The sequence below is a fragment of the Rhizobium sp. WYJ-E13 genome (assembly GCF_018987265.1).
Taxonomy (GTDB): Bacteria; Pseudomonadota; Alphaproteobacteria; order Rhizobiales; family Rhizobiaceae; genus Rhizobium.
This window is the reverse complement of sequence record NZ_CP076853.1, coordinates 288,875-313,071: the sequence shown is the minus strand read 5'-3', so window position 1 is coordinate 313,071 and position 24,197 is coordinate 288,875. Positions and strand designations below refer to the sequence as shown.

At 59.8% G+C, this 24,197-nt stretch carries 24 protein-coding genes; 4 read left to right on the top strand and 20 right to left on the bottom strand.

Features of this window, described 5'->3' with window-relative positions; translation table 11 throughout:
- Window positions 1-27 precede the first annotated feature (27 nt).
- The 3 genes from zwf to edd all read left to right on the top strand — a co-directional run bounded on the left by zwf (window position 28) and on the right by edd (window position 4,113).
- Window positions 28-1,503, top strand: a complete 1,476-nt coding sequence (gene zwf, locus KQ933_RS01550) for a glucose-6-phosphate dehydrogenase (protein WP_216757065.1) — start codon at window positions 28-30, stop codon at window positions 1,501-1,503.
- Window positions 1,504-1,519: 16 nt separating this feature from the next.
- Window positions 1,520-2,218 (top strand): 6-phosphogluconolactonase, encoded by a 699-nt coding sequence (pgl, locus tag KQ933_RS01545; protein WP_216757064.1) that lies wholly within the window; start codon window positions 1,520-1,522, stop codon window positions 2,216-2,218.
- A gap of 68 nt (window positions 2,219-2,286) precedes the next feature.
- Window positions 2,287-4,113, top strand: a complete 1,827-nt coding sequence (gene edd, locus KQ933_RS01540) for a phosphogluconate dehydratase (RefSeq protein ID WP_216757063.1) — start codon at window positions 2,287-2,289, stop codon at window positions 4,111-4,113.
- A gap of 79 nt (window positions 4,114-4,192) precedes the next feature.
- On the opposite strand, the gene KQ933_RS01535 is transcribed toward edd, so the two are convergent.
- The 6 genes from KQ933_RS01535 to KQ933_RS01510 form a co-directional block, all read right to left on the bottom strand.
- Window positions 4,193-4,546, bottom strand: coding sequence for a hypothetical protein (locus KQ933_RS01535; protein ID WP_007819340.1), 354 nt, complete (start codon window positions 4,544-4,546; stop codon window positions 4,193-4,195).
- Between the two features lie 175 nt (window positions 4,547-4,721).
- The gene (locus KQ933_RS01530; protein WP_216757062.1) at window positions 4,722-5,813 is read right to left on the bottom strand and encodes an ABC transporter ATP-binding protein; all 1,092 of its coding nucleotides are present in this window, start codon (window positions 5,811-5,813) and stop codon (window positions 4,722-4,724) included.
- Window positions 5,814-5,834: 21 nt separating this feature from the next.
- A complete protein-coding gene (locus KQ933_RS01525; RefSeq protein ID WP_216757061.1) occupies window positions 5,835-7,487 on the bottom strand; it encodes an alpha-glucosidase in 1,653 nt (550 codons plus the stop codon).
- 35 nt (window positions 7,488-7,522) lie between these two features.
- A complete protein-coding gene (locus KQ933_RS01520; RefSeq protein ID WP_216757060.1) occupies window positions 7,523-8,686 on the bottom strand; it encodes a carbohydrate ABC transporter permease in 1,164 nt (387 codons plus the stop codon).
- Window position 8,687: 1 nt separating this feature from the next.
- Window positions 8,688-9,701, bottom strand: coding sequence for a carbohydrate ABC transporter permease (locus KQ933_RS01515; protein ID WP_216757059.1), 1,014 nt, complete (start codon window positions 9,699-9,701; stop codon window positions 8,688-8,690).
- Between the two features lie 171 nt (window positions 9,702-9,872).
- A complete protein-coding gene (locus tag KQ933_RS01510; protein ID WP_216757058.1) occupies window positions 9,873-11,234 on the bottom strand; it encodes an ABC transporter substrate-binding protein in 1,362 nt (453 codons plus the stop codon).
- Between the two features lie 295 nt (window positions 11,235-11,529).
- Between KQ933_RS01510 and KQ933_RS01505 the strand changes: the two genes are divergently transcribed.
- Entirely contained in the window at window positions 11,530-12,555 is a 1,026-nt protein-coding gene (locus tag KQ933_RS01505) for a LacI family DNA-binding transcriptional regulator (protein WP_216757057.1), read from the top strand.
- Here KQ933_RS01505 and folD read toward each other — a convergent pair whose 3' ends face one another.
- The 14 genes from folD to KQ933_RS01435 all read right to left on the bottom strand — a co-directional run bounded on the left by folD (window position 12,556) and on the right by KQ933_RS01435 (window position 24,194).
- The gene (gene folD, locus KQ933_RS01500; RefSeq protein WP_216757056.1) at window positions 12,556-13,455 is read right to left on the bottom strand and encodes a bifunctional methylenetetrahydrofolate dehydrogenase/methenyltetrahydrofolate cyclohydrolase FolD; all 900 of its coding nucleotides are present in this window, start codon (window positions 13,453-13,455) and stop codon (window positions 12,556-12,558) included. It lies immediately after the preceding gene.
- 121 nt (window positions 13,456-13,576) lie between these two features.
- Window positions 13,577-15,352 carry a succinoglycan biosynthesis protein exop gene (locus tag KQ933_RS01495; protein WP_216757055.1) on the bottom strand — a complete coding sequence of 592 codons (1,776 nt, stop codon included), beginning with the start codon at window positions 15,350-15,352 and terminating at the stop codon, window positions 13,577-13,579.
- Between the two features lie 121 nt (window positions 15,353-15,473).
- Complete coding sequence (locus tag KQ933_RS01490) at window positions 15,474-16,331, bottom strand: WecB/TagA/CpsF family glycosyltransferase (protein ID WP_216757054.1); 858 nt, start codon at window positions 16,329-16,331, stop codon at window positions 15,474-15,476.
- Between the two features lie 287 nt (window positions 16,332-16,618).
- Window positions 16,619-17,161: a hypothetical protein gene (locus tag KQ933_RS01485; protein ID WP_216757053.1), complete on the bottom strand. Its 543-nt coding sequence runs from the start codon at window positions 17,159-17,161 to the stop codon at window positions 16,619-16,621.
- Window positions 17,161-17,526 (bottom strand): hypothetical protein, encoded by a 366-nt coding sequence (locus tag KQ933_RS01480; RefSeq protein WP_216757052.1) that lies wholly within the window; start codon window positions 17,524-17,526, stop codon window positions 17,161-17,163. Before KQ933_RS01480 ends, KQ933_RS01485 begins: the two co-directional genes overlap by 1 nt.
- An 11-nt stretch (window positions 17,527-17,537) precedes the next feature.
- Window positions 17,538-18,104, bottom strand: a complete 567-nt coding sequence (locus KQ933_RS01475) for a rod-binding protein (protein ID WP_216757051.1) — start codon at window positions 18,102-18,104, stop codon at window positions 17,538-17,540.
- Between the two features lie 34 nt (window positions 18,105-18,138).
- The gene (locus KQ933_RS01470; protein ID WP_183728627.1) at window positions 18,139-18,549 is read right to left on the bottom strand and encodes a hypothetical protein; all 411 of its coding nucleotides are present in this window, start codon (window positions 18,547-18,549) and stop codon (window positions 18,139-18,141) included.
- A 6-nt stretch (window positions 18,550-18,555) separates the two neighbouring features.
- On the bottom strand, window positions 18,556-19,308 hold the full coding sequence (locus KQ933_RS01465; protein WP_216757050.1) for a flagellar biosynthetic protein FliR: 753 nt from the start codon (window positions 19,306-19,308) through the stop codon (window positions 18,556-18,558).
- Window positions 19,305-21,392 (bottom strand): flagellar biosynthesis protein FlhA, encoded by a 2,088-nt coding sequence (gene flhA / locus KQ933_RS01460; RefSeq protein ID WP_216757049.1) that lies wholly within the window; start codon window positions 21,390-21,392, stop codon window positions 19,305-19,307. The genes KQ933_RS01465 and flhA overlap by 4 nt, the downstream gene beginning before the upstream one ends.
- Before the next feature lie 91 nt (window positions 21,393-21,483).
- Entirely contained in the window at window positions 21,484-21,750 is a 267-nt protein-coding gene (gene fliQ, locus KQ933_RS01455) for a flagellar biosynthesis protein FliQ (RefSeq protein WP_183801896.1), read from the bottom strand.
- A 118-nt stretch (window positions 21,751-21,868) separates the two neighbouring features.
- A complete protein-coding gene (gene flgD, locus KQ933_RS01450) occupies window positions 21,869-22,327 on the bottom strand; it encodes a flagellar hook assembly protein FlgD (RefSeq protein ID WP_216757048.1) in 459 nt (152 codons plus the stop codon).
- Entirely contained in the window at window positions 22,318-22,767 is a 450-nt protein-coding gene (flbT, locus tag KQ933_RS01445) for a flagellar biosynthesis repressor FlbT (RefSeq protein WP_132652630.1), read from the bottom strand. The genes flgD and flbT overlap by 10 nt, the downstream gene beginning before the upstream one ends.
- Entirely contained in the window at window positions 22,764-23,111 is a 348-nt protein-coding gene (gene flaF, locus KQ933_RS01440; RefSeq protein WP_216757047.1) for a flagellar biosynthesis regulator FlaF, read from the bottom strand. Before flaF ends, flbT begins: the two co-directional genes overlap by 4 nt.
- Window positions 23,112-23,147: 36 nt before the next feature.
- Window positions 23,148-24,194: a flagellar hook-associated family protein gene (locus KQ933_RS01435; RefSeq protein WP_216757046.1), complete on the bottom strand. Its 1,047-nt coding sequence runs from the start codon at window positions 24,192-24,194 to the stop codon at window positions 23,148-23,150.
- Window positions 24,195-24,197 lie beyond the last annotated feature (3 nt).

Genomic DNA, 24,197 nt, shown 5'->3' with positions numbered 1-24,197 from the left:
AACCAAGCCTGATTGAGAGACAAGCTCATGAGCAGCCAGATCATTCCCGTTGATCCTTTTGATTGTGTCGTCTTCGGCGGCAGCGGCGACCTTGCCGAGCGCAAGCTTCTGCCGGCGCTGTATCACCGCCAGATCGAGGGCCAGTTCTCGGAACCGACCCGCATCATAGGCGCTTCGCGCAGCCCGCTGTCACATGAGGAATATCGCAAATTCGCCAAGGACGCGCTCAAGGAGCACCTGAAGAAGGGCGAATATGACGAAGCCGAAGTAGAGAAGTTCTGCGCCCGTCTCTACTACGTTTCCGTCGACGCCCGCACCGACACCGGTTGGGATCATCTGAAGAAGCTGCTCGACGACGGCAAGGACCGCGTTCGCGCCTTCTACCTCGCCGTCGCTCCCGGCATCTTCGGTGACATCTCGCAGAAGATCCATGAGCACAAACTGATCACCAAATCGACCCGCATCGTCGTCGAAAAGCCGATCGGCCGTGATCTGGCTTCGGCCCTGCAGCTCAACGACAATATCGGCCGCGTCTTCAAGGAAGAGCAGATCTTCCGCATCGACCACTATCTCGGCAAGGAAACGGTGCAGAACCTGATGGCGCTGCGCTTCGCCAACGCGCTCTATGAGCCGCTGTGGAACGCCAATTATATCGACCACGTGCAGATCACCGTTGCCGAAGCCGTCGGCCTCGAAGGCCGCGCCGGTTACTACGATACGGCCGGTGCGCTGCGCGACATGGTGCAGAACCACATCCTGCAGCTCCTCTGCCTCACCGCGATGGAAGTGCCCTCCTCCATGGATTCGGAAGCCGTCCGCGACGAAAAGCTGAAAGTTCTGCGCGCACTGAAGCCGATCAACGCCTCCAACGTCGAGCAGGCCACCGTTCGCGGCCAGTACCGCGCCGGCGCTTCCGGCAGCGGCCCGGTCAAGGGCTATCTGGAAGAGCTCGAAGGTGGCGTTTCCAATACGGAAACCTTCGTCGCCATCAAGGCCGAGATCAACAACTGGCGCTGGGCGGGCGTTCCCTTCTACATCCGCACCGGCAAGCGCCTCGCCGGCCGCATGTCGGAAATCGTCATCACCTTCAAGCCGATCCCGCATGCGATCTTCGATCAGGCCGCCGGCCGCATCAGCCAGAACCAGCTGATCATTCGCCTGCAGCCGGACGAAGGCGTCAAGCAGTCGCTGATGATCAAGGATCCGGGTCCGGGCGGCATGCGCCTGCGCAACGTCTCACTCGACATGAGCTTCGCCCAGGCCTTCAACGTCCGCAATCCGGACGCTTACGAACGTCTGCTGATGGACGTCATCCGCTCCAACCAGACGCTGTTCATGCGCCGCGACGAAGTCGAAGCCGCATGGCAGTGGGTCGATCCGATCCTCAAGGGTTGGGAATCGACCGGCCAGCAAGTGCAGGGCTACACGGCGGGCACATGGGGTCCGAGCCAGGCCATCGCGCTGATCGAACGCGACGGCCGCACCTGGCACGACGACATCTAGTCTGAGGTCTGAAGATATGGCATCGACACTGCATTCCTTCGCGAACGCCGCCGAACTCGCCGCCAACCTTGCTGACAAGGTTTCCGGAACTCTCTCGGCAGCCATCGCAGCTCGCGGAGCGGCAAGCATTGCCGTTTCCGGCGGTTCCACGCCGAAGGCCTTCTTCCAGGCGCTTTCGACGCGCAATATCGACTGGGCCAAGGTGACGATCACGCTTGTCGACGAACGCTTCGTACCTGCCGACAATCCGCGCTCGAACCATCTGCTGGTCGATGCCAATCTTCTCCAGAACAAGGCTAAGGCGGCGCGTTTCGTGCCGCTTTACCAGCCGGCGGCCTCGGTCGAGGAGGCTGCAAAGCTTGCGACGGTAAAGAGTGCGGAGATCGGCATCCCCTTCGATGTCGTCATTCTCGGCATGGGCGGCGACGGCCATACGGCCTCATTCTTCCCGGGCGGCAACAATTTGAGCGTCGCGCTCGACGCAAAGACGCCGCGTGGCATTATCACCATGGACGCGGAAGGAGCCGGCGAACCGCGCCTGACCTTCACCTTCTCCGCTCTCGAAGATGCCAAACTGCTCATTCTCCACATTGAGGGCGAAGGCAAAAAAAACGTTCTCGCCAAGGCAGAAGGTACAGGCGAAGAGGCAGAGATGCCGATCCGCGCCATTCTGCGCCGGGCCACTTCCCCGGTCGAGATTTACTGGGCTCCCTGACACGGCCTGATAGGCCGCCGGAGCCGGCGAACAGATACAGACGAACCAGAACAAGGCAGGGATTTTCCATGTCCGCTCACGCACGCATTGCTGCGATCACGAATCGCATTGTCGAACGCTCGAAGCCGACCCGCGAGCGCTATCTGGAGCGCCTGCGCGCTGCCGCCTCTCAAGGCGTCAACCGTTCGGTTCTCGGCTGCGCCAATCTCGCCCACGGCTTCGCCGTCTGTTCCCCCGCCGAGAAGGATGCACTTGCGGGCGACCGCGTGCCCAATCTCGGCATCATCACCGCCTATAACGATATGCTCTCGGCGCATCAGCCGTTCGAGACCTATCCAGCTGTTATCCGCGAGGCGGCTGCGCAGGCCGGCGGTATCGCCCAGGTCGCCGGCGGCGTGCCGGCCATGTGCGATGGCGTCACCCAGGGACAGCCAGGCATGGAGCTGTCGCTCTTCTCGCGCGACCTGATCGCGATGGCAGCCGGTGTCGGCTTATCGCACAACATGTTCGATGCCGCCCTCTTCCTCGGCGTCTGCGACAAGATCGTGCCCGGCCTCGTCATCGCAGCGCTTTCCTTCGGCCATCTGCCGGCGATCTTCATTCCGGCCGGGCCGATGACCTCGGGCCTGCCGAATGACGAGAAGTCGCGCGTGCGCCAGCTCTTTGCTGAGGGCAAGGTCGGCCGCGCCGAGCTTCTGGAAGCCGAATCCAAGTCCTATCACGGTCCCGGCACCTGCACCTTCTACGGCACGGCCAATTCCAACCAGATGCTGATGGAGATCATGGGCTTCCATATGCCGGGCTCCTCCTTCGTCAATCCCGGCACGCCGCTGCGCGAAGCGCTTACGCGCGAGGCAGCCAAGCGGGCGCTCGCCATTACCGCGCTCGGCAACGAATTCACACCGGCCGGCGAGATGATCGACGAACGCTCTGTTGTCAATGGCGTTGTGGGCCTGCATGCGACCGGCGGATCGACGAACCACACGATGCACCTCGTCGCCATGGCGCGCGCCGGCGGCATCGTGCTCACCTGGCAGGACATTGCCGAGCTTTCGGAACTGATCCCGCTGCTCGCCCGTGTCTATCCGAACGGTCTTGCCGACGTGAACCATTTCCAGGCAGCCGGCGGCATGGGCTTCCTCATCAAGGAACTGTTGAAGCAGGGACTCGTACATGACGACGTGCGCACCGTCTTCGGCCAGGGTCTCGAAGCCTATACGGTCGATGCGCAGCTCGGCGAAAACGGCGCGGTCGTCCGTCAGCCTTCGCCGGAAAAAAGCCACGATCCCAAGGTGTTGGCCAGTATCGAGACGCCCTTCCAGGCCAATGGTGGCCTGAAGATGCTGCGCGGCAATCTCGGCAAGGCGGTCATCAAGATTTCCGCCGTCAAGGCAGAGCGCCATATCATCGAGGCGCCAGCGGTCATCTTCCACAGCCAGCAGGAACTGCAGGACGCCTTCAAGGAAGGCAAGCTTAATCGTGACTTCGTTGCCGTCGTGCGCTTCCAGGGACCGAAGGCCAACGGCATGCCGGAATTGCACAAGCTGACCCCACCACTCGGCGTGCTGCAGGACCGCGGTTTCCGCGTGGCGTTGCTGACCGACGGGCGCATGTCCGGTGCTTCCGGCAAGGTCCCGGCGGCAATCCATGTCACGCCCGAAGCTGTCGACGGCGGCCCGATCGCCCGCATCAAGGATGGCGATATCATCCGTCTGGATGCGATCAGGGGCACGCTGGAAGTTCTCGTCGATGCCGCCGATATGGCCGAACGCGAACCTGTGACGATCGATCTTTCGGACAATGAATTCGGCATGGGCCGCGAGCTCTTCGCGCCGTTCCGCCACGCGGTCGGTCCGTCCGACCAGGGCGCCAGCGTGCTCTTCCACGCCCACTGACATCTCCTCATCAATGCAAAAGAAAATCCCGCGGCAAGGTGAACCGCGGGTTTTTCATATCCAGCGAGACGCGAGACTGTTACGCGCGGATATCGAGGACGTAGTCCTTGTGAGCCGGGTGCGTGCTGTAAACGAAGATCTTGTTCAGTTCCTTCTGCGTCAGCAGACGCAGGAAACGAACTTCGATCGTATTGTTCGGGAAAGTCTTCATCAGCAGGCAGCCTACCTTGGTGATGCGGGCATCCGGAATGTCCAGATAGAACTGCTTGGGCAGCGTGTACTGCGTGAGGATCGCGAGGATCGCGCTGCTCATCGAGATACGGACGATATCGCAGCGGCGCGAGGCGGCGTGCATGACACCCTTTTCCGTATATTCGATGCGCGCGGCGTTCATCGTGTCTTCCATCTTGAACCGCGATTCGCGGTCGTACATGAAAGACTCTTCCTTGGCCAGGAAATGCGATTTCGGTGGTGTTGGATTGGATGCGGCCACGGCCCTGGTTCCCTCAGTCTTGATCGGGAAAAGGCTAGCACCGCATGTTTAACAGAAAGTAAGAATCCGTCCCCTCCACAGCCTCAGGAAGAAGGATTCCACCAAAAATGGATGGTCATTTCCTATAGGTGTGGCCCGCCGCGTCGAAGAGGTGCAGCTTCTGCCTGTCAGCCACGAAATGCATTTTCTGGCCCCTCTTCACATCATAGATGCCGGGCAGCTTGACGATGATCGGCTCCCCCTGAACCAGGCCCTCGATATAAAGCAGCGTCACTTCACCGAGCGCCTCGACGATCGAGACTTCGCCCTCGAACAGGTAGTCCTCGTTGGGGTCTGCGACGCGCAGATCCTCCGGGCGAACGCCGAAGCTTGCCTGCTTGCCCTTCTCGGAGGCCGCTGTGGCAATATCCAGCGTCACAGACTTTCCGCCAGTCAGCGTCACCGTTGTGTTCTCACCGGCGTCGGTGATCGTTGCGGGGATGACGTTCATGGCCGGAGAGCCGATGAACTTGGCGACGAAAAGGTTCGCCGGCCGTTCGTAAAGCTCCAGCGGCGCTCCCACCTGCTCGATATTGCCGGCCGAGAGAACGACGATGCGATCAGCGAGGGTCATCGCCTCGACCTGGTCGTGCGTGACATAGATCATCGTCGTATCGGCCATCTGCTCGTTCAGGCGGGCGATCTCGATGCGGGTTGCGACGCGCAGTGCCGCATCGAGGTTCGAGAGCGGCTCGTCAAAGAGAAAGACCTTCGGATTGCGGCAGATGGCACGGCCGATCGCCACGCGCTGCCGCTGGCCGCCGGAGAGCGCCTTGGGCAGGCGGTCGAGATATTTGGTGAGTTGCAGGCTATCTGCCGCTGCCCGCACGCGACGGTCGATCTCCTGCTTGCTTTCGCCCGCGATCTTCATGCCGAAGGCCATGTTGTCGAAGACCGTCATGTGCGGATAGAGCGCATAGGACTGGAACACCATGGCAATGCCTCGCTTGGAGGGTGGCACGTCATTGACGAGCATGCCATCGATATACATCTCTCCGCCCGTGATGTTCTCCAAGCCGGCGATCATCCGCAGAAGCGTGGATTTGCCACAGCCGGAGGGGCCGACGAAAACGATGAATTCGCCCTGGTTGATTTCCAGGTCGATGCCGTGGAGCACGTCCACGGAGCCATAGGATTTGCGGATATCCTTAAGCGTCAGTCCAGTCATTTTCTTCTCCCCTCCTGATCCTTAAGCGAGGCGGGCGAAATACGCCCCCCAGGCCGGAATATCGATCTTGTCGCCGTAATTGTTGCTGTTAAAGCCGTGCCCCGTCAAAGCCTGCCACTCGCCCGCCGGCAGCGTCACATTGGTTTCCGTCGGCCCCATGTTGAAGATGCAGAGCAACGTCTCGTTGCCGTATTCGCGGGTGAAGACCAGCGCGTCGCCCTGCGGATCCTCGAACTCGATCTCGCCCTTGGCGAAAGCCGGGTGCTGCTTGCGGAAGGCGATAAAGCGGCGGTAGTGCTCCAGCACCGAGTTCTCGTCGCCCTGCTGAACGCTGACGGCGCGCAGGATGTGCTCGACCGGCACCGGCAGCCAGGGCTTCACCGTCGAGAAACCGCCCTGGGCGACCTGGCTGTCCCAGACCATGGGCGTGCGGCAACCATCACGTCCCTTGAATTCCGGCCAGAACTGGATGCCGTAGGGATCCTGCAGGTCCTGATAGGCGAGATCGGCTTCGGTGAGGGCGAGTTCCTCACCCTGATAGAGGCAGACAGAACCGCGCAACGTCATCAGCAGCGAGGCATAGAGCTTGGCAAAGGAATCGTGATCGGCGACCAGCGAACCCCAGCGGCTGACATGGCGCATGACGTCATGATTCGAGAAGGCCCAGCAGGCCCAGCCATCGGGAGCCGCCGCACCGAAATCCTTCATGACTTCCTCGACGCGCTCCGGCGAAAGCGGATCGGGCGCCAGGAATTCGAAGGCGTAGCACATGTGCATCTTGTCATTGCCGGACGTATATTCGCCGACGATTTCCAGACCACGCTGGCTGTCACCCACTTCGCCGACGGCGGCAATGGCCGGGAACTCTTCCAAAACCGCGCGGAAGCGCTTCAGGAATTCGAGGTTTTCAGGGCGGTTCTTATCGTAGAGATGCTCCTGGAAGTTATAGGGGTTCACGGCCGGAGCCGTCGATGCATTGCGGCGTTCCGGAGCGAGCGCCGGATTGTCGCGCAAGAGCTTGTCGTGAAAATAGAAGTTGATCGTATCGAGGCGGAAGCCGTCGACGCCGCGCTTCAGCCAGAAACGGACGACATCGAGCAGGCGATCCTGCACTTCCGGATTGTGCAGGTTCATGTCCGGCTGCGAGGTCAGGAAGTTGTGCATGTAATACTGCATGCGCGTCGGATCCCACGCCCATGCGGAGCCGCCGAAGATCGACAGCCAGTTGTTCGGCGGCGTACCATCCGGCTTGGCGTCGGCCCAGACATACCAATCGGCCTTGGCATTGGTCTTGCTTGAGCGGCTTTCGACAAACCACGGATGCTGATCGGACGAGTGCGAGATGACAAGGTCGATCATCACGCGAATACCCAGGCGATGGGCTTCAGCAATCAGCGTGTCGAAATCGACAAGCGTGCCGAAGATCGCATCGACGTTTTCGTAGTCCGAAACGTCATAGCCGAAATCGCGCATCGGCGAGGTGAAGAAGGGCGAAATCCAGATGGCGTCGGCCCCGAGGCTTGCGATATGCGGCAGGCGGGCGGTGATGCCCTTGAGGTCGCCGATGCCGTCGCCGTTCGAATCCTGGTAGGAGCGCGGATAGATCTGATAGATCACCGCGCCGCGCCACCAGTCCTTGTCGGCGGTCAGAATGGATTGGGAAGCCACACTCATGGAATATCCTGTTTGAAACTACGTCTTGGGATTGATCAGCCTCCCTTGACCGATCCCGCCAGCAGGCCGCGCACCAGATAGCGCTGCAGTCCGAAGAAGACGAGCAGCGGTATGATGATGGTAACGAAGGCCGACGCCGTCAGGATTTCCCAGTTGCCGCCGCGCGAACCGAGCAGCGCATTCAGCGCTCCCGTCAGCACGAGGTGATCCTTGTCGGTGCCGAGGAAGACCATGGCGACGAGCAGGTCGTTCCACACCCACAGGAACTGGAAGATCGCGAAGGAGGCGAGCGCGGGGAAGGACAGAGGCAATACGATGCGAGTGAAGATCTCGAAGTCGCTGGCGCCATCGACGCGGGCGGATTCGATGATCTCCTTGGGCAGGCCGGCAATATAGGCCCGGAGCAGATAGATGGCGAGCGGCATGCCGAAAGCCGTATGTGCCAGCCAGATGCCGGGATAGGTCTTCGACGGCTGGCCGATCGCTGTACCGATCTCGTTATAGAGGCGCAGCAGCGGGATGAGCGACATCTGCAGAGGCACGACGATGAGGCCGACGACGAGTGCGATCAGCAGCGCGCGGCCCGGAAACTCCATCCAGCTCAGCGCATAGGCTGCGAAGGCGGCGATCAGGATCGGGATAATGGTCGCCGGAATGGTCACCGTCAGCGAATTGATGAAGGACTGACCGATGCCTTCGCTCGTCAGAACGGTTTTATAGTTCGCCAGTGTGAATTCCGGTGGAGCCGATGCCGCGACATAGATGCGACGCGGGCGTTCGTCGGGCGCGAAGGCGACGTTCTTCATGTAACGGTAGCTGCCGTCGCTGTTGATGACCAGGCTTGCGCCGTCACCGAGATCGGCGGTCTGACCGGCCTCGAAGGCCGAAGGCTGTTGCACGCGTATGCCGAAGGCCTTGACCGAGCGGCCCGGCTGGTCTGCCAGCACATTGCCCGTGATAACGAAGATATCGCCTTCCTGCTTCTGCTGGTCGGGCGTGCCGAGGCGTGCGGCGACCGTCTGCGTGGAGCCGGCAAAGGCGGTCCACCAGCCGGAAACGGTGATCTGGTCCCTGTCGCGGAGCGCGCTGACGAAGATGCCGAGTGTGGGCACAAGCCAGACGATGACAATGACGAGAACACAGAAGTGGACGAAAAGACGGGCGGGTCCGATCTTGAAGTAGCGCGTGGCTGTCGTCATCTCAGCGTCCCCTCAGTTCGGCATTGGCACGGCGCACGTTCCACACCATGATCGGCGTGACGGCGAGCATGATGATGATGGCGATAACAGCGCTTCGGCCGGAATCGCCGCCGCCGCGGAACAGCCAGTTGAACATCAGGTTCGCCAGCACCATGGTCTGCCACTGACCGTTGGTCATGGTGAGCACGATATCGAAGACCTTGAGGACAAGGATGGTGATCGTCGTCCAGACGACGGCGATCGTGCCCCAGATCTGCGGCACCATGATGCGCCAGAAGATCTGCCAACCATTGGCGCCGTCGATGACAGCCGCCTCGATCGTCTCTTCCGGGATGCCGCGCAGGGCGGCCGAGAGGATGACCATGGCAAAGCCGGTCTGGATCCAGACCAGGATCACCATCAGGAAGAAATTGTTCCAGAAGGGAACGGAGATCCAGACCTCCGGCGTGCCGCCGAATGTCTGGACGATAGCGTTCAGAAGGCCGATCTGCACATCGTTGCCGCCACGATACTCATAGATGAACTTCCAGATGACGGAAGCACCGACGAAGGAGATCGCCATCGGCATGAAGACGATGCTCTTGGCGATATTGCCCCACCAGATGCGGTCGGTCATGACGGCGATGACGAGGCCGAAGAAGGTGCAGCAGGCGGGCACGACGGCTAACCAGAGAATGTTGTTGAAGATCGACTGGCGGAATTCGCGGTCATTCAAGGCCCACAGGTAGTTCTGGGCGCCGACGAACTCGTTGCCCGACCGGTCGTAGAAGGACAGAATGAAGGTCGCGACAACAGGATAGACGAGGTAGACGATCAGCAGGAAGAGCGCCGGGAAGAGAAACAGCCAGGGGCGGATCATCGCGCGCCGGTTCAGATTGCGCGAGGCCTGACGGATATCACCGTCCTTCACCGGCAAAGCGAGATCGAGGATCTTGTTCGAGAAAAAGAAATAGGCCGAGCATGCAAAAACGGCGGCGACCACGACGCCCAAAGCGGACACTATCTGCGACAGCATTTCGTCCCTCCCCTGCTTCCCTGTCTTATTTTGAAGGGTTAACGCCGGATATCGTCAATAGAGCTTGTGTGTTTGACCACAGGATCCGGCTCGACCGGACTCCCCCTCTGGAACCCGGCCGCTGATTCAGGTGATGCCGCCGGCTGCCCGGCGGCATGAAGTGTCAGGAGATTACTTGATGCCGTCCCAGGCGCTCTGGATTTCGGCTGCGGCGTCCTGAGCGGACTTGCCGCCGACGAAATCGACCATGCCGGTCCAAAAGGCGCCGGCGCCAATCTTGCCGGGCATCAGGTCCGAACCGTCGAAGCGGAAGGTGGTGGCCGAGGTCAGGATCTCGCCTTCCTTCTTCATCTGTTCGTTGGCGTAAGCATCGACGTTGACGCCCTTATAGGGGGTCAGGAAGCTCGACTGCGCCATCCAGAGTTCATGAGCAACCGGCGTCTTCAGGAAGTCGATGAAGGCGCGGGCCGTCGGAGAATCCTTGGCGATGGTGACAAGCGTACCGGCACCCAGAACCGGCTTGCCGAGATCGGCATGTGCGGCATAGGTCGGCATGTAGAAGAAGTCTGCATCGGCGCCGAGCTTTGTGCCTTCAGGGAAGAAGGACGGGATGAACGAAGCCTGGTGGTGCAGGTAGCACTTCGGCGGAACGGCGAAGAGACCCTTCGGGCTGTCGCGGAAGTCGGTCGAAGCAACGGCTGCAACACCGCCATCAACATACTTTTCGTTCTTGGCGAACTTGCCGAATTCGTCGATCGCAGCAACGACGGCCGGATCGGTGAACTTCACTTCATTGGTGGTCCACTTGTCGTAGACATCAGGCTTCTGCATGCGCAACATGATATCTTCGACCCAGTCGGTTGCCGGCCAGCCGGTCGCGCCGCCGGAACCGAGGCCGATGCACCACGGAACGCCGCCATCCTTGACGATCTGGTCGGTCAGGGCGTGCAATTCTTCCATTGATGTCGGGATCTTGTAGCCTGCTTCCTCGAAGTTTTCAGGAACATACCAGACGAGCGACTTCACGTCGGCCTTGTAAGGGAAAGCGAAGAAGGCGTCCTTGCCGTCCTTGCCCTTGTAGGTGCCGTAACCAACCCAGCTGTCGCCGGCGCCGTAGTTGTCCTTGACCCACTTGGAGGTATCGTCGCCAAGCGGCGTCAGATAACCTTTGCTGGCGAGATCGGCCAGCAGACCGGGCTGCGGCAGGATGGCGATATTCGGCGGGGAGCCTGCCTGTGTATCGATGACGATCTGCTGCTCGTAATTTTCAGAGGAGGAATACTTGGCGTCGACGCCGGTGGCCTCGACGAAGTAGGCGAGAATGCTCTGGAAGAAGGCTTCGTCTTCGCCGCGCCAGGGACCGAAGATCGTCAGCTGCTGTCCCTTCAGGTCGGCATGGGCAGACTTGAAGTCATCATAGCTCTTCCAGTTGAACTTAGAATCCTGGCCGGGCGGGAATTTCAGATCCGCGGCCGACGCAGCGCCGGCAAAAAGCGCAGCAACTGTAACACCCATCAAGAATGACTTTTTCATGTGATCAACCTCCCATCACAATCCGATAGCGCAGAATTTCATTCAAAGGAAATCTCAAAGCGCTTTGACAACGCAACTCATTCACTTTCGGTGGAATGAAGTCAAGCCATTTCACGAGAACGGCTGGAATACGGGCCCGATATCGCGTTGCAGCAAGGCTTGCTGGGGAATATGGAGCGATTTTTCTTGAGTCAAGCGCAGCAGATGCTACATACTTTAAAGCGCTTTGGGAGCTATTGGGAGGCGGCGGCCATTATTTGACGGCCACAGGGCAGGCCGGGAGGAAGCATAGCAGGTGAATCTCAAACAGCTATCGGAATTGCTGGGGCTTTCGCAGACGACTGTGAGCCGCGCGCTCAACGGTTATCCTGAGGTCAACGAGGCGACCCGGGAACGCGTGCTCCGGGCAGTCAAGGAAACAGGATACCGGCCGAATAAGGCAGCCCAGCGGCTGGCGACTGGCAAAGCCGGGTCGATCGGCCTCGTCATGCCGACCGCGCCCGGCCATCAGTCGGACGTGCATTTCGGCGAGTTCCTGACAGGCCTCGGCGAGGAAGCGGTGCGCCATGACTTTCACTTCGTCATCATGCCGGCGGACCCGGACGATGAGGTCGCAGCACTGCGGCGCCTCGCGATCAGCGGCAATGTGGATGCACTCTTCGTAGCCTATATGCGCGGCCACGACCCGCGTCTCGCCATGCTGAAATCGCTCTCCATGCCCTTCGTGGTGCATGGACGTTCCTTCGGTACCGAGCCCGACTATCCTTATCTCGATATCGACAACGAGGCCGCTTTCTACGATGCGGCGCGGCTTCTCCTGCAGCTCGGCCACACGCGTTTTGCGCTGATGAACGGGCCGGCGCATCTCGATTTCGCCATTCGCCGCAGGAACGGCCTCATTGGCGCACTTGGCGAACGCGGGCTGGAGCTTACGGAAGACTGTACGAGTCATACTGTGATGTCGGATGAAGAAGGGCTGATCGCCATGGAGCGTTTCCTGCAGCTTGCCGAGCGGCCGACCGCAGTTCTATGCTCAAGTACGGTGCTTGCGCTTGGCGCGATCCGGGCCGTCAATCAGGCCGGACTAAAACTTGGTGAGGATATCTCGCTGATCGCCCACGACGACGTGCTGCCGCTGTTGAAGCCCGAAAACTTCTCGGTGCCGCTGACAACCACCCGGTCGTCACTGCGCGCTGCGGGCGTGCGTATTGCGCAACGGCTCATCGGCACGGTCAAGCAGGCTGGCCCCTTCCCGGAGCAGGAACTCTGGAAGACGGAGCTGATCGTCAGGGCCTCGACAGGCCCTGCCCCGCAAAGCTGATCAGAATGCCGGCGGCGTCAGTCCTGCCGAGCGATGGGCGGCAATCACCGTATTGGCCATCAGCATGGCGATCGTCATCGGGCCGACGCCACCCGGCACCGGGGTGATGACGGCGGCAACCGGGGCGACCTCGGCAAAGGCGACATCGCCGACGAGGCGGGTCTTGCCCTCGCCGCGTTCGGGGGCCGCGATGCGGTTGATGCCGACGTCGACGACGGTGGCGCCGGGCTTGACCCAGTCGGCCTTGACCATTTCCGGGCGGCCGACGGCGGCCACCAGAATATCGGCATTGCGGCAGATGTCGGCCAGGTTCTTCGTGCGCGAATGGGCGATGGTGACCGTCGCATTGGCATTGAGCAGAAGCTGCGCCATCGGCTTGCCGAACAGGTTGGAGCGACCGATGACGACAGCGTTGAGGCCCGATAGGTCCTCGCCATGGGTGCGGCGCACGAACACCATGGCGCCGGCCGGCGTGCAGGAGACGAGGCCGGTCTTCAGATCGCCGGTCGCAAGCTTGCCGGCGTTGACGACGCTCAAGCCGTCGACATCCTTTTGCGGCAGGATCGACTGGATGATCGGCTCGCTGTCGAGATGTTTCGGCAACGGCAGCTGCACGAGAATGCCATGGATCGAGGGATCGGCATTAAGCGACGCGACAAGGGCGGCAAGCTCCTCCTGGCTGGTCTCAGCTGGCAGCGTGTGCTGGACGGACTTGAAGCCGCATTCCTTGGCCATGCGGCTCTTGGAGCTGACATAGGTGTGGCTCGCCGGATCATCACCGACGATGATGACGGCAAGCCCCGTCTGGATGCCTTTGGCGGCTTCCAGCGCAGTGTTTGCCGATTTCACGGTTTCGATTACGGAAGCGGCAACCTGCTTGCCGTCGATTACTGTCGTCACGCGTCTTCTCCGCCCAATTTCGCGCCAGTCTATTCGCCCGCGGCGGGAATGATTTCCCGATAACGCCCTATCCCGTTTAAAAACGGCAAATGCAAGGGCAATCTGCGGTCGGGACGTTCGCTTACCGTGAGGTCTGGTGAGCGTGAAAGCGTTCGCGCAAGCTGGCGATCTGCGAGCGCAGCACATCAACTTCGTCAACTGCCTGCGGGAGCGGCGCCCGCTCTGGACCCTGCACAAGTTCGGGCACAGGGGCGAGGATTGGAGCTTGGATGGAAACTTGGAGCGGCGCCTGTTCGGGCTGCCGGCGGAGGAGACGCGGCAAGTAAGTGAGGCCGAGGCCCACCGCCAAACCGGCAAGGCCACCAATCAGCGAATGGATACCGAAACCGTCGTCGCCAGAAGCCGGCAGCGCAAGGGCGGGTTTGCGAACCGTGACTCGGCCATCGCCGATGGCACCTGTCGTGGAGACCTCCTCTTCCAGGCGCGAGCGGGCGGCAGACGCTTTTTCCCGCAGTTCGGTCAGCTTGGCGAGATCGACGCCGGTATCACGGCTCTGGGCAATCAGCGCGTTGCGACGATCGCTAATCTGCTTGCGCGCATCGACGGCAGTCTTGGCTGCTGTATATGCGTTCTGGGCGAGGCGTGCCAGCTCCTTGCCGATGTTATCCTTCAGACCATCGACCTCGGACTGCTGTTGGAGCAGGCGCGGATGGCGTGGGCCCAGGTCTGCCGAGAGCTGTCCCAATGCGGTCTTGGCGATTAAGTATCTGTCACGCAGATCCTGCAGGGCGGGCGAGATCATATCTGGAGCGAGCGAGCCGTCCAGCACGTCCGCGAGCTTGGCGGCCTTCAGTCTGTCGGCCTGCTCCTTGGCGGTCAGGATATTGTCGTCGGCATTCTTCAGATCGGCATCGAGCCCGGTGATCTGGCGCTGCAGTTGCGTCGCAACCTTGACGTTGCCCTCGCCGTTTTTCTGACTGAAGGCCGTGAGCTCTGCCTGAGCCTGATCATTTTCCTTCCTCAGGGCGGTGGCCGTCTCGGCCGCCTTGCCTGCGGCGCTGCCGCCGGTCACGGTATCGGACAACCGCATGGCGATACGCGTCGACTTGTCGGCATCGCCCGTCGTTACCATCAGACGGATCGTGCCGGTGCGGTCGTCGGGAATAACCGCCACGGCAGATTTCAGCGCGGCCTCTGCGCGCGATGCCGGATCGGCGGCTGCACCATTGCCGGAGAGAAGATCGAAGGCAACACCAAGCGCATCGGCGCTGCTGCCGGCAAATTCCGGATCGCGGTCCAGCTTCAGTGCCGCAACGGCAGAGGCGATGACAGGTACCGATGAGAGCCTCTTGACGGTATCGCCAACCAGGGCGGTCCGGTTGCCTGCGTCTGCATCCACGGCAAGTGTCGCCTCTGCGGTGTAAAGCGCTGGTGAGGATGGGGTCAGGATGGGGGCGGCAGCACCGCCGAACGAGAGGACAGCCACTATGAGAGCGCTTCTGATCCAGTTCGGGAGCCGAACTTCGCGCGAAACCGTCGAAATGGACGCTTTTTCAACGGGAGCGACTTCGCGAACCCGGGCGAATTGCGTCGTTGGCTCCGGCGCAGGGCGAGAGGGTTCAGGAGCGGGCGCGGCGGCGATATCGTTTGCAGCCTGCAGACGCGAGCCGAGGATCGTCTCGATCCGGTCCACCAGCGGTTCAGTCAGCCGCGTTTTCGCACGCTGTTCGTCGAGCAGCCGGCCTATGGCGCGCAACAGTTCGGCCTCGGAAGGGCGCATCTCCGGCGGAGGGCTTTTTCCGGGCGGAGGGCTCTTTTCGGCATGACTTTGCCGCTGGCCGCGCGACGAGGTGGTTGCGCGATCATGGAAACTGTTTTTCGCCCTGGAATCGTGCATTGGCGTCACATCTCACGCGCATGATGGCCGAGTTCGTTCAACCGCGCCGACGCGGATGATTAAGCTACTCTAAATATACATGGCAAAGAAATGGTTAACCGGAGCCTGCAGAAATCTGTAATCAACCGGCTTTTTTCGTCTGCTCGATTCTCTTCGGTTCGCCCGCAGCGTGCGCCGCAGCCGCCGGTTCATCCGGCTGACCAAGAATCCGCGCATGGCGGCTGAAGCGATACTGGAACACGCGGAAGAGGAAGACCGGAATACCGATGATATAGCGGCGCCAGAGGCGCGCCGGCTCCTGAACTAGCCGATAGGCCCATTCCAGACGCATCATGCGCACCGTCTTCGGTGCGCGTGACAAAGTGCCCGAGACGAAATCGAAAAGTGCACCGACCGTCAGAACGAGCCGCGCATGATCCGCGCGGATATTCTGGTAAACCCATTTTTCCTGCAGCGGCGTGCCCATGCCGACGATCAGGATATCGAGTTTCTGGCGCTCCACCTCGTCGGTAACGGCTTCTGGATTGGCCTTGTCGAAGAAGCCATCGGAGATCACGAAGAACTCGTGCCACGGCGCGTGCCTGGAAAAGTTCTCGGCCGCCTTCTCGACAACCGCCCGTGTGCCACCGATGAGGCCGATCCGACGCGGCGTTTCCATGAACGTCAGGAGGGCCGGCACGAAATCGGTGCCGTTCAGATTGGCGGGAAACGGCGAACCATGCGTGACCTGGGATGCGATATTGAGACCGATGCCATCAGGCAGCACGAGATTGTGCGACATGATCTGATGGTACTCATCGTCGCGCAGGGCCGTCAGCATGTTGTGGGCGTTGACGAAGCAAACCACGGTCTGCCCGACGGGAATGGAAGCCAGTTCGTTGATGAAAACCAGCGCATCGTCCCAGCCGAGATCGCAGACCGGCAGATCGAAAATCGTCCGCCGCGATGCAAGCACCGCGAAGTTTGCAATCAGATTCATTCCTACCTCCTGCCGAGGGTGCGCCATGCGCCCGACATCCCGGAAAATAAGCCCACATTTCCGCAGCGGAGGTCTTGTAAAGACCAGCAGCGTCCTGCCTGGAACGACCTCCTCCAACCCGTGGCGGTATCTTACCAAGCTTGTGCCGTGTTTGTATCAGTTCGGTTTCAAACAACCCTTAGGAAAAAGGGGCGGATTTTCATGCTCGCATAAGTGGTTTGTTAACCAAGGCGAGAACGCAAAAAAGGCGCCTTTCGGCGCCGTTTTCAAATGACAGCAGATGGTAATCAGTGAGCAGAGGACGGAGCCGGCGTTTCGGAAGCCGGCGCGGTCTCGACGATCTTGACCGGCGCGCCGACCTTTGCCGGTTTGCCGCCGGAGTTCTCCTTCACATCTTCCTTCGGGAGGTAGTCAAGCTGTTCCAGCATGACTTCGGCAACATATTCGCCGCCGAGACGCTCGTTCATGCCCTTCTTGATCTCCTGGCGGAAAGCAGCGGGATCGAAGGCCTTGATGTTGGAAACATCGATCATCTTGTTGCCGACGAGCAGGCTGAAGAGTTCGTCGGTCGTCATCTCCATGATCGGCAGATTGAGGCCCGCGATCATGTCCTTGTGCATCATGAAGGAGATGCGGCCGAGAAAATAACCGTTGACCGCACCGTTGCCGATAACAGGTACGGTGATCGTCTCGCCCTTCACCAGCTCGAGTGCGCTTTGTTTAGTATCCGCAACAGCCGGCGCCGGCGCGGTCGCCATGTTCACCGAGAAATAGACCGATGCCAGCGTGACGGCGCAGACCCAAACACCTGTGAGGACGAGCTTGATCATCAGGCGTCCCGCGCGACGAACTGTTCCTGGGAATAGGTGCCATCGGCGTCAGCATCCTGCACGGCATTCTTCAGAAGATCGGCAACGGCGCGAACCGCCTCCAGATGCGCTTCGACGCGACGGGCGTTCAGCACGAGCTTCTTCTTGAGACCGTGAAGCTGGTCCAGATGCGAAGCGGCAAGTTCAGCCGGATCGGTATCGCGAAAGAGCATCGAGAGCTCATACAGGCACCGGCTCTTATGCGCATTGGAGACCTTGAGATCGAACTGTGGATCGCTGCCGATCCGATTGTTCTCGTTGTCGATTATCATTTCGAGGCGCCCGAGAACGGATTTGATCCTGTATTCGTTCGAAACTATTTCCATTTTATCCTCGATTATGCGTCGCTTGTTGCGGACTTATTGTCGGCGGTCGGAGTGCCGAAGGTCTTGCGCTGAAATTCGTCGATCATGCTGATGGCCGCCTTGCGGTCGTCTTCATCCGTGGAGGCGTTGACGATCTTGCCTTCCTGGCGACGCAACTGCTCGGAGTACATCTGCTTGGCAATGCCGATCCCATCGCCCTTGGCCATGACGTTGCCGAGCTGCTCGGCCATCATGCCCTTCCAGATGTCACCCGTCGCGCCCTTGCCGAAAACATTCTCGGCATCGCTCGGCAGCATGGACTTCACAAAGTTCTGCAGAACCATAGCCTCGAACTTCCGGTAGGTTTCCGGCACGTCCTCGGTCTTGGTACGGTTCTGGATATTGTGCAGGCCAGTCTTCTGCTTGACGTGGTCGAGAATGTCGACTGCGGAAGAAAAGCCGTTACCGCTGTCGGCCAGGCTTGTCGCAGCAAAGGCCGCGCGGTTGGCCTTCAGCTTTTCCTGGGCAGCCTGAACCTCCATGGGGTCGGCAGCCTTCACGACGTCCATCACCAGATCGCTGGGGGGTGAAATAGCCACGTTACAATCCTCTAATGTAAGATCGTGGCGATTATTATTTTTGAAGCTTGCTGGAGGCTGGCGTTGCGAATTGCTGATCGATTACGTCGTAGACGGCATTGTCATCTGCCTCGCGACGCTCGGCCTGGAGGGCATCGAGCATGTTTTCTTCCAGCCGGTCACCTTTGGCGCGCTCGCGCGTCAGGCGCATTTCATGCACCTGCTGCATGCCGGTCAACTGCTGGTCCTTGATGCTCAGCCGGCCGAATCGGTCGGCATAACTCTGCGAAAAAGCACGATGGATCGGGTCCAGCGAGCCGAGCGCAAGAATGGCGACATCCATGGCTGCATTGACTTCAGCACGCTGACGGCTGGTTTCGGCGAGATCGTATTCGGCCATCTTTTCAAGATGCCTCTGCACCGCGACCAGGCGCTTGAGCTTGTCGGAGCGCTTCTTCTCGATCACCGCCCCTCACCTCCCCACGAATATGCCGGCGAATGACTGGCCGAATTGGCTGATCAAGGCAGCGATGGAGAAGTAGAGCAGGAACAGACCGCCCATCAGCAGATAGGGCGTGGAGATGAAGTAGACCGGGATCTGCGGCGCGAGCTTGTTGATGAAGCCGATCGAGATGTTGAAGATCAGCCCGTAAATCAGATAGGGGCTCGCCAGCCGCAGCATGATGTAGGTGGTCTGCTCCAGCGTATCAGTGAAGGTGATGAGCGTGGAACGCATCTGCATCAAGCCGCCGAAGGGCATGGTCGTATAGGAATCGATCAGCGCGCGGAAAACGATGTGATGGAAGTCCATGATGAAGAGAACCATCAGACCGGTCATGGTGATGAAGGCCGTCAGGCTGATTTCGGCCGAATCTTCGACGATATCACTCGTGCTCGGCTGCGTGTAGCCGACCATCATGGACACGATCGAGGCCGAAAATTGCAGCCCGAGCGTATAGAGGCGGGCAAGCATGCCGTACATAACACCGATCAGCGATTCGCTGAAAATCAGGCCGATATAGGTGCCGGAACTGGTGTGAACGGAAGGATAGACCGTGTCCCAGAGAACCGGCAGCACCGCAAGCGAAAGTCCGGCTGCGATGAAGACGCGCAATTGTTCCGGCACACGGGCGGAAGAGAAACCCGGAAGGGTCAGCACACAGCCACCGATCCGGCAGAAAACCAGAAACAGCGCCAGAACTGTCCCTTGCGGGTCTGAAATCATGAAATCGAGCCCAAGATCTTGATTTCGATGCCCTTGGCCAGTTCCACATGCGAGAGAACGGGAAGCGTTGCGAAGAGTCGCTCGATGATCATGCGGACATATGAACGTGTTTCCGGTGAGGTGACAAGGGCGAAAGGCAGGCCCCTGTCCATGAATTCACGGATAACTTTCGTCGCCTGCTCGCTGAACTCTTCGAGCGTGCGGGGATCGATGTCGAATTCGACGACTTCGCCCTTGGCATCACGCTTGAGAGCCTGATGGAAGGCCAGATCCCACTTGCTGCCGAGCCGCAGCACGCGCAGCACGCCATTGTCGGCAAGGTCGCCGCAGAGCTGCTGAGCCATGCGGATGCGGACGTGCTCGACGATCTGCTCCGTCTTCCTGACATGCGGGGCGAGTTCGGCGACCGCTTCCAGAATGAGGTGCAGGTTGCGGATCGAGACGCGCTCCGCAAGAAGCAGCTTCAGCACCGCCTGCAGGCCCGAATAGGACATGTGGGACGAGCAGATCTCATCGGCGAGCTTCTTGTATTCGGGGTCGAGACGATCGATCAGGATCTTCACGTCCTTGTAGGACAGAAGCTGCGGCAGGTTGTTTCTGATAACCTCGCTCATATGCGTCAGCACAACCGAGACGTTGTCGATCGGCTGGAAGCCTTCGCGCTTCAAATCTTCGGCGAAGTTTTCGAGGATCGAAACTGCCGGCATGCCGAAAGCGGGTTCGCGGATTTCGTCACCCGGAATGCTCGGCTTGCGACCGGCCCCCGTGACGACGAGGACTTCGCCGACACGCAGCAGGTTCGAGGCGACCGTCGTGCCGTGAATGCGGATCTGATACGACTTCTCGGGGATGCCGATATCGTCCGTCACCTTGATTTCCGGCACGACGAAACCGTACTGGGTCGCAAACTTCTTGCGCATCTTGCCGACGCGGAAGGCGAGTTCCTGATGGGCGCCAAGCAGACGGGTCGAAACCATCTTGCCGAGAGCAAGCTCGATTTCAGAGGTGCGGAGAACCGACTTGACCGAATCCTTTTCGAGCTCCTTGGTCTGGACGACCTTCTTTTCCTCGGCTTCGCGGCGGATCTTGTTTTCCGCTTCGACCTGACGCGGGATGAACCATGCGCCGAAGGCGAGAAGACTGCCGAGGATCACGAAGGGGACAAACGGCAGACCCGGCATCAGGGCCAGGACGAACATCAGCACGGCCGAGACGGAGAGCGCGCGGGGATAGCCGCTCAGCTGATTGACGACCGCCTGGTCGGTGGAGCCGGTGGTGCCGCCGCGCGAAACGAGAAGGCCGGCGGCGAGCGAGACTATGAGAGCCGGCATCTGCGAGACAAGACCATCACCGACCGACAGCTTGACGAAAACGTCAGCCGCTTCGCCGATCGGCATGCCGTGGCGGAAATAGCCGATAATGATGCCACCAAAGACGTTGATGGCGGTAATCAGAAGGCCTGCGACCGCGTCACCGCGAACGAATTTCGACGCACCGTCCATGGCCCCGAAGAAGGAGCTTTCCTCTTCCAGTTCCTTGCGGCGGCGCTGGGCTTCCTTCTCGTCGATAATGCCGGCCGAGAGGTCGGCATCGATAGACATCTGCTTGCCGGGGATGGCGTCCAAGGTGAAACGCGCGCCGACTTCCGCGATACGCGTCGCACCCTTGGTGATGACGATGAAGTTGATGGTGATGAGGATCAGGAAGACGATCAGACCGATAACGAAGTCACCGGACATGACCAGGCTTGCAAAACCGGCAATGACGCCCCCTGCAGCATCATGCCCCTCGTTGCCATGAGAAAGGATGACGCGCGTCGTCGCGATGTTCAGCGCCAGTCGCGTCATCGTCGCGATCAGCAAGATGGTTGGGAAGGACGAGAAATCGAGAGGCTTCTGAATCCACAGCGCGACCATGAGGATCAGCACCGAGAAGGCGATCGAGAATGCCAGTCCCATATCGATCAGGAACGGCGGGATCGGCAGGAAGAGGATGCAGATGATGCCGATGATGCCCATGGCAAAGCCGACATCACGTAGGCTCGGAGCGACTTTCGGAAGGGGTAGTGCAGGAGGTTGCGCCATAGCGATCCCGTCTCTTCATGAGAGGAGGCGGACATCAGAATCCGCCCAGTTCGGATCGACAGTTAAATGGCGAAGCTTGCGCGAAGTTGGCTCAGAAGCCGGACTGGATGCGCGAGAATACCAGATTGGTGAAAATGGAAACCTGGGAGCCCACGAAGGGGGCGGAAATACCGATCGTGACCAGCACGGCGACGATCTTCGGGACGAAGGTGAGCGTCGCCTCCTGAACCTGGGTGAGCGCCTGGATAAGCGCGATCACGAGACCGACGACCATTGCCGCAATGACCGCAGGACCCGCGGCAATGAGAACGGTCCAGATCGCAGCCTGGAACAGGTCGAGTGCATCAGCTTCATTCATCCTCAGGCAACCTCATATCGCCTTGAAAGCAGCCAGCCCGCCCTTAGCCGGACTGGTATTTTTCAGGTATCATCCAAACGCAAGAGCGCCAGGCCCCGACGTCGGCGCCGTCGTCACTTCAGGTATCATCCGAACCGCTATCGTCGCCCGAAGTGTTGGTCGGCGCCGAATCGGCAAGGGAGATGCCCGGCTGGATAAGAATTTTACCGCCATTGTCCAGCGTTGCAATGAGGCCGTCGGAATAAACCTTGACAGATTCGACCGTACCCTTGGTGCTGCCGTCGGCGCTTTCCATGTATTTGCCGATATAACCGCTCGCCTGGGTCAGGCTGGAGCTCGTCAACAGCGTGTCGAGCTTCGAGTTCGTCTGGATCGTCTGCTCGACCTGCGAGAAGCTCGCAAGCTGCGACATCTGCTCGCTGGCATCCATCGGATCGGTCGGATCCTGATTCTTCAACTGCGCGATCAGCAGCTGAAGGAAGTTGTCGTAGTTCAGCGTCGCCTTCTGCTGCGCGGTATTGGACGAGCCATACGTGCTGCTGCCACCGCCCACGCTCTGGGTTCCGTCTACCGCCATGGTGCGATCTCCCTGCGAATCTGCTCGACCATGGTCGGGGGCAGCTCGTGATTGTTGAGAATGCTGTCTTCGATCGCGTAGAGACCGCGGATCGCCTTCAGCGCGTCAAAGGCGCGACCGGTCGAAACGAGTGCGTCGATACGCTTCAGTTCGGCGAGGATTTCCTCGTTCTTGAAGCACGTGAGCAGCATCGTGATCGACTTGCGGAACATCGCCGTCGAATGTTCCTTGCCCTCGGGATTGATGAGGATCATCTGGGCAATGAAGTAGAGCTGGCGAAGCGGCGTAGTCGCGCCTTCCGGCTGCAGCACGTGGTTTTCGAGAAGGAACGTCACATCATTCAGGAATTCCAGTGCGACCTTACGGTCGACACGCAGGACAGCGCCGTTGATGAAGATTCTTTCCCCGGCTTTCAGAGAAATGCGAAGTGTACTTTTCATTTAAGTCCATCCCTGATGATGGTGGTAACGTCGATGATGCCCTGGTAGTTATTCGACTGACGTTTTCTAATTCTGTCGCATTCCTTCAATATCCAGATCGCAATCGAGATGAGGTTCGCTCTGAGCTCGACTTCCAACTGGTTGTCGGGATGTTTCAAATCCTCAACGAAGCTGATCCACACTCTGCGTGTATAGAAGAGAGCTTCAATAGCCTCCCGGGTATACTTCTCCTTGTCGCGCGCCACCGAAAGCAGTTCGATCGAACGTTCGAGAACCTGCCATTCCCGCTCTTTCGCGTCGGCAACCGAGTCTTGCATGACCTCGGCATACGAGAACTGATACATTCATGCATCCTTCTTTATATTGCGCGCCTTTGCTCATCAAAGGTAGTTCACGAGACTCAACTGCTGGATCTTCGATACGATCGTGTAGGCGGTTTCGAGCTGGGTTTCCAAAGTCTTGACAAGGGTCGAGGCCTCATAGGGATCGACGCCCTGGATATCGACGAGCTTGGTCTGCATGATGTTCGACTGGGCATCGAGGGCGTCGTTCGCTTTCTCGACACGCTCCTGCGACAGACCGAGCTGGCTCGCCTGGGTAACGATACCCGTGGTGGCTCTGGTCGTGTAGGTGATCGCCTTTGAAGAGACCGCGCTCATCGCGTCCGTGCTGAGATCCTGGCCCATCAGCGCGGAGGTCACTACCGTCGCCAGAGCGAAGTAACGCATGCCTTCGGAATTGGCACTGGTCGAGGATTCAACGACTTCCGAATTGCTGATACGGCTCGTCATGTTCTGGCTCGACGCCTTGGACCAGCCGGTCGTCGGGTCCGTCCAGGCCGCTTCGCTGAACATCGGCTCGACCTTGGTCTCGATGAAGGTCTTCATCTCATCGCTGGTGATCTCCTTCACCGGCTTGCCGAGAGTCACAGCATAGGCGTTCAGCTCGGTAACGATCGCTGCAGACGTTGCCGTCGTCTTGTCGGTCAATGGCTGGATGTCGGTGTTGATGCCGGCGAAGAGATACTCGCCATTCACCATGGAATTCGACGTATCCATCATCGTGGAAAGCGCGCTCGTGGCCGACTGGATTGCGACCGTGATGCTGCCCGGATCATGGCTGCTCTGCAGAGCGGTCAGCTTGGACAGGAAGCTGTCGCCCGCCTTCTTCATTTTATCGAGCCCGGTTTGAGCCGATTCCATGCGAGCATCAACGAGAGCGTTGCTCAGCTTGATCGATTTGATCCGGTCGACTTCGCGCGTAAAATCGATGCTCTTGGCTGCGTAACCGCCAAGCGACACACCAATATCGGCGTAGGTGCCGGTGGTCGCTTCCATCGTCGCCTTCGTCATCTGGTTCTGCGCCTGGCGGATCGTCAACCGCATGGCATTCTGGATGGCCGAACTTGAAATAAATGAGCTCTTCATGGC

Coding starts and splice junctions, on each gene's coding strand:
- zwf (WP_216757065.1), top strand. CDS start 28: ATGAGCAGCCAGATCATTCCCGTTGATCCTTTTGATTGTGTCGTCTTC.
- pgl (WP_216757064.1), top strand. CDS start 1,520: ATGGCATCGACACTGCATTCCTTCGCGAACGCCGCCGAACTCGCCGCC.
- edd (WP_216757063.1), top strand. CDS start 2,287: ATGTCCGCTCACGCACGCATTGCTGCGATCACGAATCGCATTGTCGAA.
- KQ933_RS01535 (WP_007819340.1), bottom strand. CDS start 4,546: ATGTACGACCGCGAATCGCGGTTCAAGATGGAAGACACGATGAACGCC.
- KQ933_RS01530 (WP_216757062.1), bottom strand. CDS start 5,813: ATGACTGGACTGACGCTTAAGGATATCCGCAAATCCTATGGCTCCGTG.
- KQ933_RS01525 (WP_216757061.1), bottom strand. CDS start 7,487: ATGAGTGTGGCTTCCCAATCCATTCTGACCGCCGACAAGGACTGGTGG.
- KQ933_RS01520 (WP_216757060.1), bottom strand. CDS start 8,686: ATGACGACAGCCACGCGCTACTTCAAGATCGGACCCGCCCGTCTTTTC.
- KQ933_RS01515 (WP_216757059.1), bottom strand. CDS start 9,701: ATGCTGTCGCAGATAGTGTCCGCTTTGGGCGTCGTGGTCGCCGCCGTT.
- KQ933_RS01510 (WP_216757058.1), bottom strand. CDS start 11,234: ATGAAAAAGTCATTCTTGATGGGTGTTACAGTTGCTGCGCTTTTTGCC.
- KQ933_RS01495 (WP_216757055.1), bottom strand. CDS start 15,352: ATGCACGATTCCAGGGCGAAAAACAGTTTCCATGATCGCGCAACCACC.
- KQ933_RS01490 (WP_216757054.1), bottom strand. CDS start 16,331: ATGAATCTGATTGCAAACTTCGCGGTGCTTGCATCGCGGCGGACGATT.
- KQ933_RS01485 (WP_216757053.1), bottom strand. CDS start 17,161: ATGATCAAGCTCGTCCTCACAGGTGTTTGGGTCTGCGCCGTCACGCTG.
- KQ933_RS01480 (WP_216757052.1), bottom strand. CDS start 17,526: ATGGAAATAGTTTCGAACGAATACAGGATCAAATCCGTTCTCGGGCGC.
- KQ933_RS01465 (WP_216757050.1), bottom strand. CDS start 19,308: ATGATTTCAGACCCGCAAGGGACAGTTCTGGCGCTGTTTCTGGTTTTC.
- flhA (WP_216757049.1), bottom strand. CDS start 21,392: ATGGCGCAACCTCCTGCACTACCCCTTCCGAAAGTCGCTCCGAGCCTA.
- fliQ (WP_183801896.1), bottom strand. CDS start 21,750: ATGAATGAAGCTGATGCACTCGACCTGTTCCAGGCTGCGATCTGGACC.
- flgD (WP_216757048.1), bottom strand. CDS start 22,327: ATGGCGGTAGACGGAACCCAGAGCGTGGGCGGTGGCAGCAGCACGTAT.
- flbT (WP_132652630.1), bottom strand. CDS start 22,767: ATGAAAAGTACACTTCGCATTTCTCTGAAAGCCGGGGAAAGAATCTTC.
- flaF (WP_216757047.1), bottom strand. CDS start 23,111: ATGTATCAGTTCTCGTATGCCGAGGTCATGCAAGACTCGGTTGCCGAC.
- KQ933_RS01435 (WP_216757046.1), bottom strand. CDS start 24,194: ATGAAGAGCTCATTTATTTCAAGTTCGGCCATCCAGAATGCCATGCGG.